The sequence below is a fragment of the Streptomyces sp. PTL18 genome, assembly GCF_059510295.1.
The window spans coordinates 74,109-84,695 of sequence record NZ_JCAJZO010000029.1; the positions used below are offsets into that span (position 1 = coordinate 74,109).

General features: G+C 70.6%; 9 protein-coding genes and 1 pseudogene. 8 read left to right on the plus strand and 2 right to left on the minus strand.

From position 1 onward, the window contains the following. Positions 1–690: 690 nt before the first annotated feature. The 6 genes from AC5WS8_RS33860 to AC5WS8_RS33885 all read left to right on the plus strand — a co-directional run bounded on the left by AC5WS8_RS33860 (position 691) and on the right by AC5WS8_RS33885 (position 6,610). Positions 691–1,152: an ATP-binding protein gene (locus tag AC5WS8_RS33860; protein WP_496107357.1), complete on the plus strand. Its 462-nt coding sequence runs from the start codon at positions 691–693 to the stop codon at positions 1,150–1,152. 399 nt (positions 1,153–1,551) lie between these two features. After that, positions 1,552–1,923: a sensory rhodopsin transducer gene (locus AC5WS8_RS33865; RefSeq protein ID WP_496107345.1), complete on the plus strand. Its 372-nt coding sequence runs from the start codon at positions 1,552–1,554 to the stop codon at positions 1,921–1,923. 338 nt (positions 1,924–2,261) lie between these two features. Further along, on the plus strand, positions 2,262–2,789 hold the full coding sequence (locus AC5WS8_RS33870) for an HPP family protein (RefSeq protein ID WP_496107346.1): 528 nt from the start codon (positions 2,262–2,264) through the stop codon (positions 2,787–2,789). A gap of 450 nt (positions 2,790–3,239) precedes the next feature. Next, positions 3,240–3,884 carry a PepSY domain-containing protein gene (locus tag AC5WS8_RS33875; RefSeq protein ID WP_496107347.1) on the plus strand — a complete coding sequence of 215 codons (645 nt, stop codon included), beginning with the start codon at positions 3,240–3,242 and terminating at the stop codon, positions 3,882–3,884. Positions 3,885–3,895: 11 nt separating this feature from the next. Continuing rightward, positions 3,896–4,303 carry a hypothetical protein gene (locus AC5WS8_RS33880; RefSeq protein ID WP_496107348.1) on the plus strand — a complete coding sequence of 136 codons (408 nt, stop codon included), beginning with the start codon at positions 3,896–3,898 and terminating at the stop codon, positions 4,301–4,303. A 525-nt stretch (positions 4,304–4,828) separates the two neighbouring features. After that, positions 4,829–6,610 carry a glycoside hydrolase family 15 protein gene (locus tag AC5WS8_RS33885; protein ID WP_496107349.1) on the plus strand — a complete coding sequence of 594 codons (1,782 nt, stop codon included), beginning with the start codon at positions 4,829–4,831 and terminating at the stop codon, positions 6,608–6,610. Here AC5WS8_RS33885 and AC5WS8_RS33890 read toward each other — a convergent pair. Together AC5WS8_RS33890 and AC5WS8_RS33895 are read right to left on the minus strand one after the other, a co-directional pair. Then, positions 6,582–7,634, minus strand: coding sequence for an SDR family oxidoreductase (locus AC5WS8_RS33890; RefSeq protein ID WP_496107350.1), 1,053 nt, complete (start codon positions 7,632–7,634; stop codon positions 6,582–6,584). The genes AC5WS8_RS33885 and AC5WS8_RS33890 overlap by 29 nt on opposite strands. After that, a complete protein-coding gene (locus tag AC5WS8_RS33895; RefSeq protein WP_496107351.1) occupies positions 7,631–9,436 on the minus strand; it encodes a thiamine pyrophosphate-requiring protein in 1,806 nt (601 codons plus the stop codon). The genes AC5WS8_RS33890 and AC5WS8_RS33895 overlap by 4 nt, the downstream gene beginning before the upstream one ends. 274 nt (positions 9,437–9,710) lie before the next feature. Between AC5WS8_RS33895 and AC5WS8_RS33900 the strand changes: the two genes are divergently transcribed. After that, a complete protein-coding gene (locus AC5WS8_RS33900) occupies positions 9,711–10,184 on the plus strand; it encodes an SPW repeat protein (RefSeq protein ID WP_496107352.1) in 474 nt (157 codons plus the stop codon). A gap of 114 nt (positions 10,185–10,298) precedes the next feature. Next, positions 10,299–10,587 (plus strand): annotated as a pseudogene (locus AC5WS8_RS33905) (copper chaperone PCu(A)C); the annotation flags it as partial.

A 10,587-nucleotide genomic window follows, 5' to 3' on the forward strand; every position in this document is an offset into this window, starting at 1 on the left:
CGTCGTTTCCCTCCGCTCAGCCGGTACGGCCTGCGGGAGTGCCCCCGAGCACACAATTTGAAGCGCCGGCCGTCGGCCAGGCGGCCCCCGCCTGCCCCGGAGGCACGGACGTGCCGCCGACTGACCGGCACCGCCCCGCTCCCCGCCGCACGAAATCGCCACGACCGGGCGCTCCGCCACGTCGACGGTCGGCAGACCCCCGACAGCGGTGCGCCGACCGGGAGCACACACGGGACCTCACGAGTCCGGCTCAGATCGGTACGGGGGCGAAGCATGCGGGTTCCCCCATTCGCCTCACCGACGGCTCGGTCCCGCACCGTCGCCTTCCCTTTCGGAGGCCCGGCGGCTCAAGGAACTCCGCCCGAGGCCGGAGTCGAGGCACTGGTCGGCGCCGTGCGCCAGGTCACGGTGGAGAACAGTCACCTGCGCCGGCAGCTCGCCGACCGCCCGCCGTCGTACACGTGCCGTCGGCGCGGGCAGGCGCCCCCGTGGAAGGTCGCGGGCCGGCCGGCGCGGCGCGCCACCCCCGACGGCGTCCGGAACGTCTGGTGCCGGCCGCTCCCGGCGTCGGCATGACAGGTGTGCCCACCCTGTGTCGGATGGGTGAGGATGGCGTGCACCTGCGTTTCGCGGGTATGCGAGCGCCGTTGGCCGTGTTGCTCAGGACGAGGGTGGTGGTGTGCGCCAGTGGTGCACGAAGACGAGGAACCACCGCTGGCCGGCCGTCCCATCGTGTCGGCGGTGGCCCTGGACGGCGGAGAGCCGATCACACAGGCGCGGCATGCGGCCCGCCGTCTCATGACCGAAGTGCAGGCCGTTCACGGGGTGCCCGTCTCCGCGCGCGCGATGGGCCTGGTGGAGCTGGTGGTCAGCGAGCTGGTGACCAACGCCTACAAATGTGCGCCCGGCCCGTGTCTGCTCGACCTGGAGGTCAGTGACGGCGCCGTGAGGATCAGCGTGTGGGACAGCGATCCGGCTCTGCCGGTGCCGCAGGCCGCCGATCCGGGACGGATCGGCCGGCACGGTCTCGAGATCGTGATGGCCGTCTGCCGCAGTTTCGAGGTCCGGCGGGAACCAGTGGGCAAGCGCGTCGAGGTCGCGATCGTACTCGCCGACGATCCCGAGGGGCATCCGGCAGGCCGACCGGTGTAGCCGGGAGGGTGGTCGCCATGCTCCCGGACGCGGTACACGCCGCGGCGGAAAGGGGCACGGCGAGGGCGATACCGGGGGACGTCCTGATCGCCGCGGATCGCTGCGTCGACGGGAGCTTCCTCCAGGAAGGCGTCGATATGGTCGAACTGGACCGGAGACCAGCAGCATGCGGCCCGTGCTCGGCGTTGCCGGTGGCCGCCGGTGCGGGCGCGGCGCGGGTGAAGCCGGCGAACCCTGCTTCGAACAGCGCCCTGCCCGGCTCCGGACGCTCCGGCCGCTCTCGGTGAGCCGAACCTGGCGGAGACCATGTTTGGTGCGTTGCCGCCGTTTCACGACTGACCGGCCGGGTGACCCAGCAGCCCGACCGATCAACGCCACCGGGCAAAGGAGTCAACAGATATGGAGCACATCGGGCACCGGGTGTGGGCGATCCCGGAAGGGTTCATCCCGGATTCGAGTACCGGGCCGCAGTCGATGACGAGCCACGAGACGGCCTGCATCCTCAACACCGGCGACGAGGACGCCCACGTCCGGATCACCCTCTTCTTTCCGGACCGGGAACCGTCGGGTCCGTACCACATCACGGTACCTGCCCGTCGCACCCTGCATCAGCGGTTCAACGAACTGGCGGATGACGGTTCTGTGCCGGTCGGGGCTGACTACGCTTCGGTCCTGGTCAGCGACGTACCGGTCGTCGTGCAGCACACCCGGCTCGACAGCCGGCAACCGGCGAACGCCCTTTTGTCGACCGTCGCCTACGCCGTGGACTGACGGAGGTCACATCGCCCACGCCGAAGCCGTGGGGCACCACACCCTGCAGCACTGCCCGGGACTGGCACGATGCCGAGACGATCCGCCTCCCCGTGGCCATGCACGCTGAGCATGCCGGCGCCCGGCGCGCCCCATCGCCTTCCAGGGCACGGGTGGCCGAGCCGACGAACCCCTCCGCTTGACACACCTCGCGCGCGGACACTGGGCAGCCCGATCCACAGGAGGCCAACAATGATGACGATGGAAGACCTGCCGGCTCCCCACCACCACGCGCCGGGGCGCCCGGCGTGACCCCCCACAAGGAGCCGAGGACGCAAGGGTCCAGGCTCTTCCAGCGTTTGGGCGGTGCTCCGGCTCGTCTCTTCAGTGGCCTGCGTCTGTTCCTGCTGTCCGCACTGCTGCTCGCGGGCGTCGGGGCGATCGGCCGGCTCATCGGATGGGTGGCCCTGACCACCACTCTGGGCCCTACCGCATACCTGCTGCTGGCCCACCCCGAGTCGGTGGCCGCACGGCTGCGCAGTGCTGTGACCGCTCACTCCGTAGCCATGGCCGTGAGCCTTGCGTGTCTGGCCGCCTTCGGCCTGTGGAGCCACCCCTCAGTTGCCGAACAGCACCAGGAAACCGCTGGGCAGATCGGCGCTCAGGCCCTCGCTGTGGGGCTCACCCTCTTCCTGCTCCACGTGTGCGACGCCCACCACCCCCCGGCCGCCGCCACGGCACTGCTGATCGCCTCCGGCATCACACGCCCGGGCCCACCCCTTTACGGACTGCTTCTCGGACTCGCCCTGGTTCTGGTCATCGCCCCCCTGCTCACGTTGGCGACCTCCTCGCAAGGCTCGCGCAACGCCCGACGGACGAATGCTTGAAGTCATCCCGACTCCGGCGGCGCGCCCGCCGGTCCACACGTGACCCCGTGGCCCGTGCGGACGCCTCGCTCCTACGACCGGACGTGGACGTCGTCGACCCGGTCCCCGCCCGCCGGGAGCGGCGCCACCGCCTGCCGGCCGGGGTGACACCCCGGCCGCTCGAACCCCGTCCCGGGCACCGCTGCGCCGGCTCTCACGGCCTCGCCCGGCTCCCGGTACCACCGCGACCGGGTGGGAACCGCCCGCAACGGCGGAGGAACGTCCGCAGGTCACGGACCGCACGGCGGACCCGGTGTCGGGCGTCCTTGTCAACGGCTCCCGAGACGTCATGCCGCGCTGCCGGGCGTCCCGGGCGTCTTCCCCCGTCCGCCTTCACCCTGTTTCCCACAGCCCGGACCTGCGTACTCAGGTGCTTGCACACAGCCAGGCGTCGGGGACCAGGAGGTAGGCATGAGCCGCGGAAGAAGGGAAACCGGCAAGAGGATGCCGGTCATGGCCGCGTTCCTGGTGGCCGGTGGTCTGCTGGCCACCGCTGCCGCCTGCCACGGGCCTCCGCCGGAACACCGCCGGGAGGCCCTGCCTCAGGTCGAGACCACCTACGAGCGTGCTGTGCTCACTTCACTCTCCGAAGTGCCCGGCGCCAAGTTGTTCTCCGTCCGCGTCACCGAGGTGTCCGCCCCGGCCCCCGTCTGGCTGACCCAGGTCGCCGACGCGGACGGCACGATCCACGCTGTACGCGTCGACGCCGTTCACGGACGCTTCCTGGGCGCGTCGGTGCCCTCAGGCCAATCGTCCGAGGACAAGTCCCGCACCGCCGCGCTTGTCGCCGCAGCGAAAGTCGAGCCCGAGGAGGCGGTGGACAAGGTGAAGAAGCCCGACTTCGGCAAGGTCACCGACCTCCGTCTGGAGAAGGGCGAGCGCGGAAGGACGGTATGGTCCGTCACCACCGCCACCCTGCAGGGAAGCCAGACGCACATCTACCAAGTCGACGCCGCCACCGGGGACGTCGTGAACAGCCGCACCGTTCCTTCGAACTCCACGATCCCCAGCGAACCGGCCAGCCCTCCTGCCTCCCCTTCACACAGCCCAGGATGAGGTGATCCGGCATGGACCTCATATCTGCCGCCCGCATCACGTGGGGAACCATCCTCACCGTGGCTCCCGGAGCCGTGCTGCACCACTGCCCTCGGACGCCGACGAGCACGGCCGCGCACACCGTGGTACGGGTGCTGGGTGTCCGCCACCTCGTGCAGGGCCTCGCCACGGCTGCGGGAGCGGTGCCGACCGGCTGGACCGCGGTGCCGGACGCCCTGCACGCTGCCACGATGGCCGGCCTGGCCCTGCGCAGCGAACGGTGGCGTACGGCCGCCTCCATGGATCTCGTCGTCGCCGGGGTCTTCACAGCGGTCGGAATCCGGGGCCGGCCTTCTCCACAGCCGCGTCGGAGCGGTCGCCGGCTGTCCGTTGCTTCACGGGCGCGGTTGCCGTGCACCCCGCGCGTCGGCGTTTCGTGAAGAGGGGGCGGCATACCCCCGCGAGCGCCCAGCCCGCCGGTTCGAGGAGCGGTCTGCGAACCGGTCGGGCTCCCGTGGTCGCCACCGCAGCGAGATCTGCGCGGGCAACCGGACCGGCACGCGGTACACGGGCCGGCGCGATGCTGCAACGACCGTGCGGGCGGCGGGCGTCAGTCGGCCGGCCTTCGTCCACCGTGTCGCGGGCTCCCGCTCCGGTTGCGGCGGAAGTCTGTCTGACGTCACGTCATGACGGCCGCACGGATGCGGCGGGTGGCCCGAGACGCCGAACCTGCCGGACGCTCGTACCGGCTGCGGACTGCGGAGAGCGTCGCGGCAGGGTTGACGCTCGCGTTCCGCGGCTCCGCCGTTCGGCAGCCGCAGCCATCCGGGTGGCAACGGTGTTCGCGCGATGGCGGTTTCACGGCGGGGGTCGGCCACGGTCCCCTGCATGGCGCGCGCATCCCGTTGTGCCTTCTCGGCGTACAGCTCGTTTCCTGGCCGGGCAGTGGGGAAATCCCACCTGCCATGAATGAGCGAGCGGACGGACAGGCAGGACTGGGCAACGGCGTGTGCCCACCGTGGGTGCTGCGGGACTACGCGGTCATCGCCGACGGCGAACGCGGCGCGGTGGTGGACCCGGAGGGACGGATCGTCTGGCTGTGCGCGCCACGCTGGCACAGTGACGCGGTGTTCTCCTCCCTGATCGGGGGCGGCGGGTTCTTCGGCGTCGAACCGGAGGATCGGTGGCATGTATGGGGTGGCTACTACGAGGACGGCACGCTGATCCGGGTCAGCCGCTGGCTGACCGCCGACTCGGTGATCGAATGCCGAGACGCCCTGGCCATGCCGGCCACGACGGACCGTCTGGTGCTGCTGCGCCGGATGCGCGTCGAGAAGGGTGAGGCTCGGCTCCGGGTGGTCCTCGACCCGCGGCCCGGGTTCGGCGCGGGACGGGTGCGCGACCCCCGTTTCCAGGGTGACGTGTGGACCGCGGACGCCGACGGGCTGCGGCTGCGCCTGCTCGGAGCGCACCGGGCGGCCTGGGACCCGGAGTCCGGGCTGCGCGGTGAGTTCCGGCTGCGCAAGGGCGAGCAGCACGACGTCGTCCTGGAGCTCTCGGAGAGGGAGTGCACGGACCGGCTGGACCCGGAGCAGCTGTGGTCGGCGACGGAGGACGCCTGGCGGCGGGCCGTGCCCGACTGCTCCGAACTGGCCGCGCCGCGCGATGCCCGGCACGCCTACGCTGTTCTGCGCGGTCTGACCAGTTCCTCCGGCGGCATGGTCGCGGCGGCCACCACCTCGCTGCCGGAGCGGGCGGACACAGGCCGCAGCTACGACTACCGGTTCGCGTGGATCCGTGACCAGTGCTACGCGGGCCTCGCGGTCGCCACGCACGGCCCGCACGACCTGCTGGACACCTCTGTGCGCTTCGTCGCCGAACGGATCCTCGCCGACGGTGAGGGTCTGCACCCCGCCTACACCGTCGACGGCGGCCCCGTGCCAGGTCAACGTGGGCTTCCATTGCGCGGTTACCCGGGAGGGGACGACCGGATCGGGAATCAGGCGGCCGAGCAGTTCCAGCTCGACGCGTTCGGGGAGGCGCTGCAGCTGTTCGCCGCCGCCGCTCATCACGACCGGCTCACACCGGAGGCCGAGCAGGCTGTGACGGTCGCGGTGGACGCGGTGGAGCGCAACTGGCGGCGGCCCGACGCCGGCCTGTGGGAACTGGACGACCGGTGGTGGACCCAGTCCCGACTGAGTGTGGTCGCCGGTCTGCGCCGGGTGGTCCAGGTGGTGCCGGGCAAGACGGGACAGCGGTGCGCCGACCTCGCCGACACCGTCTACGCCGAGACGCGGCGGCGCTGTCTGCGCGAGGACGGCCGATGGCGCCGGGCCGTCGACGACGACGGGCCGGAGGCCGCGCTGCTGACGCCGCTGGCCCGTGGCTGTCCTTCCGCCGATGATCCCAGTAGCACGATCACCCGCGACTTCATCGAGGATCAGTTGGCCGAGGACGGGTACCTCTACCGCTTCGTCCATCCCGGTATCCCCCTCGGCGAGGCCGAAGGGGCTTTCCTGCTGTGCGGGTTCACCATGGCGCTGGCCACCGACCGACTCGGTGACCGGGCCGGCGCGCTGCGCTGGTTCGAACGGACCCGGGCGGCCTGTGGGCCGTCCGGGCTGTTCGCGGAGGAGTACGACGTGCGTCAGCGTCAGCTGCGCGGCAACCTGCCCCAGGCGTTCGTCCACGCCGTGCTGCTGGAGTGCGCGGTCCGCCTCAACGACTCCTCGTCGCTGCCGCACTGAGGGAGCCGCGCAGCCCGGCCACGATGGCCGCGCTCAGGGCGCCACCGGCAACGGCTCCGAGTGCGAGCGGGCGCCGGTGGCGGGAGGCCCACAGCTGCAGACTGCGGGAGTGTGCCTCCTGGTCGAAGACGCCGTGCGGGCCGTGGTCGGCTCCATGACTGTCATCGACCGGCTTCCACAGGTTGACCGGTCGTGACGGGTCGACGGGCTCGCCGGTCTGCTGGGAGTCGTAGCCGGTCCGGGCCAGGTACCGGTCCAGCAGGCCCGCGGCGAACTTCTGCCCGAGGACGGTTCCGACCGTGGAGCCGCCGATCCAGTACTCCCGTCGCCCGGGATGGTCGGCCGCGTACAGGATGCCCTCGGCGGCGACCTCCGGCTGGTAGACGGGGGCGACCGGCCGTGGATGCCGTGGCAGACGCGTCAGCACCCAGCTGAACTGCGGCGTGTTGACCCCGGGCAGATGTGCCGTGGTCACCTTCACGCCGCTGCCGTCGTGCATCAGCTCGCAGCGCAGGGAGTCGGTGAAACCCCGGATGGCGGCCTTGGCGCCGCAGTAGACAGCCTGCAACGGCACACTGCGGTAGGCGAGGGCCGAGCCGACCTGCACGATGGTGCCGCGGTCACGCGGCAGCATGCGGCGCAGGGCCGCTTGGGTGCCGTGGACGAATCCGAAGTACGTCACCTCGGTGGCCCTTCTCAGCTCGTCCGGGCGGATCTCCGTTGCCGGTGAGAAGACCGTGGTGAAGGCAGCGTTCACCCATACGTCGATCGGGCCGAGCTGGTCCTCCACCTGCTGTGCGGCCGCGTCCACGGCCTCGGGGTCCGCGACGTCGACGACCAGGGGCAGCGCCTGGCCGCCGGCCGTCCGCACGTCCTGCGCGGCCTGCTCCAGGCCCTTCTGGCCGCGGGCCAGCAGCGCCACGGCGGCGCCGCGCGCGCCGAACGCCCGGGCGGTGGCCCGGCCGACGCCTGCGCTCGCGCCCGTCACCACCACGACCTGGGAGTTCGATGGGGCGGCGCTCATTTCTCCCCCCGTCCCGGGAGGTGTTCGGCGTACTCGGTGAGCTTCTGCCGGACACCCTTTGCGGTGATGCCGGCCCGCTCCGGGTCGTGCAGCGCCGCCTTGGCGGCCTTCTTGCCCTGCGCCAGCATGATGTGCGGCGGGATGGGGGCGATCTCGTTGTCGACCTTGAACTCCAGCACCACCGGCTTGTCGGAGGCCAGCGCCTCGTCCCAGGCCGCCCCGACCTTCTTCGGGTCGTCGCAGACGATCCCCTTCAGGCCGAGCAACTGGGCGTAGGCCGCATAGGGCACGTCCGGGATCTCCTGCGATCCCGGGTACTTGGGGTCGCCGGCCATGGCGCGCTGTTCCCAGGTGACCTGGTTGAGGTCCTGGTTGTTGAAGACGCAGAAGATGAACGGGGCTGCCGGATTGGCCAGACGGTCCAGGTACCGCTTGACGGTGATCATCTCGTTCATGCCGTTCATCTGGAACGCCCCGTCACCGACGAACGCGATCACCGGCCGGTCCGGATGGGCGAACCGCGCCGCGATCGCGTACGGCGTCCCGGGCCCCATCGTCGCCAGCGTCCCGGACAGCGACGCCCGCATCCCCTGACGCAGCTTCAGATGCCGCGCCCACCAGTTCGTGCCCGAACCCGAGTCGGCGGTCAGGATGCAGCCGTCCGGCAGCCGGGGCGACAGCTCGGCGGCCACCGCCTGCGGATTGATGGTGTTTTCGAAGTGCTGACCGGCCCAGCGGTCGCACAGGTCGTTCCACTCGCGGACGTCCTTCTCGATCTTCTCCCGCCAGCTGCGGTCCTCCTTGCGTTGCAGGAGAGGGATCAGTGCGCGGAGGGTCTCCTTGGAGTCACCGACGAGATGGGCGTCCATCGGGTAGCGGATGCCGATCATCCGCCCGTCGATGTCGATCTCCACGCCCCGGGCCTGGCCCTCGTCGGGCAGCCACTCCGCGTAGGGGAAGCTGCTGCCGATCATGAACAGGGTGTCGCAGTCCTGGATCATGTGGTCGCTCGGCTTGCTGCCGAGCAGACCGATGGGGCCGGTCACGAAGGGCAGGTCGTCGGGCAGCACCTCCCGCCCGAGCAGCGCCTTGGCGACGCCGGCGCCCAGCAGTTCGGCGACCTCGGCGACCTCCTCCTGCGCCTTGGCGGCACCCTGGCCCACCAGCATGGCCACCTTGGAGCCCTCGTTGAGGATGTCGGCGGCCTTGCGCAACTCGTCGGGGTCGGGCAGCACCCGGGGGCGGCTCCAGCCGACGCTGGAGAACACCGACCCGTGCGTCTTGGGCGGCGAGGGCTGGGCGTCCTCCTCCTGGACGTCGCTCGGGATGATGATGGTCGCGACGCCGCGTGTGGTCAGGGCGGTCTTGAAGGCGCGGTCGATGACGTGCCGTGCCTGGGCGGGGTGCGAGACCATCTGGCAATACTCGGAGACGTCCGAGAAGAGCAGCTCGAGATCGATCTCCTGCTGGTAGTGGGCACCGAGGGAGAGCCGTTTCTGCTGGCCGACGACGGCGACCACCGGCTGGTGGTCCAGCTTGGCGTCGTACAGACCGTTCAGCAGGTGTACGGCGCCGGGACCTGAGGTGGCGGTGCAGCAGCCCACCTCGCCGGTGAACTTGGCGTGTGCGCACGCCATGAACGCGGCCATCTCCTCGTGCCGCGTCTGGATGAATTCCGGATTGCCCTGGGCGCGGTCGAACGCGCCGAGCAGTCCGTTGATGCCGTCTCCCGGATAGCCGTACACCCGCTGCACGCCCCATTCGGTCAGGCGTTGCAGCACGTAGTCGGCGACTTGAGTCATGGATTCTCCTGAGCCGCAGATGCGAGGGTCAGGCCCGGGGTTGCCTCGGCGGATCGCATGTAAACCTCGGCCTCCCGCTGCTCGGGTGACGATGAGCGTGGGCAGGCGCCGCGGCGTCCTGTCCCACCACGGCCTCCTCCCGGGGAAGCCGAGGTCAGAAGCGACAGCCGAGGTCAGAAGCGATATTTGTGCACGGTCACGGAGGAATGCCGTCCGGGTGGGTACCCGTACGGGAGGACTGACGCACCCGTGGTAATCGATCAGGGGAGCGGCCATGACCAACGAGTCGAACTCTCGCCGTGTCCTGGAGCGTGGGGCCGATACGTCTGCCCACCGGCCCACGCTCGGGCAGGGACCACTGACCGTCGTGTTGTTCGTCCTGAGCTTCTGGCTCTACTGTGCGCCATGGGCTCTCGAATACCCGTTCGGTGTCGCTGGCGACAACGCCCACCTCAACGAGATCGGCGCGTGCATCATCATCTTCCTCACCGCGTTGTACCGATTGCTGCACCGGAGCGGGTATCGGTCGGACGCACTCATCCTGGCCGTCGGGGGTTGGCTGGTGGGAGTTCCGTTCCTGGTCGGTTACGGGGGTACTGCGGGGACGAGTCAGGAGCGAGTGAACTCCTTGGTCGTGGGTGCCCTGCTCATCCTCGTAGCCCTGGCGAGCATGGCGCTACGACGCTCCGCGCAACACGGGCCGCGCACGGGCGAACGCAGGCCCGACTTGCGTTTCCTGCCCCAATAGGCCCCGCCCGGAGGCGGCCACGGCCTGGCGCCGCTCCTCACGCGATCAGGCTCGCACGGTTTGCTTCGGGCCAGGGAAGCACTCAGGCTGGACCGGTGAGAGGAGAGAACGGCAATGGCAACTCTCTCCGTGGCCCGCGGCGTGTGCATCCTCGCAGCCGCCACGTTCGCCATGTCCATGGCGGCAAGCGGATGCAGCGGTGGCTTCTCCCCGCCGAGCTGGGACGCGCCGGGCCAGAACGCCCGCGTCGGCGACATCATGATCCGGTACGCGCATGTGGCAGAGCCGACAGGCGAGCCGTGGCAGCCGGGAGACGACGTCCCCGCATACGCATGGCTCTACAACAAGGGCACCGACGCCGACAAGCTGGTGGGCGCCAGCACACCGATCGCGTCTTCGGTGG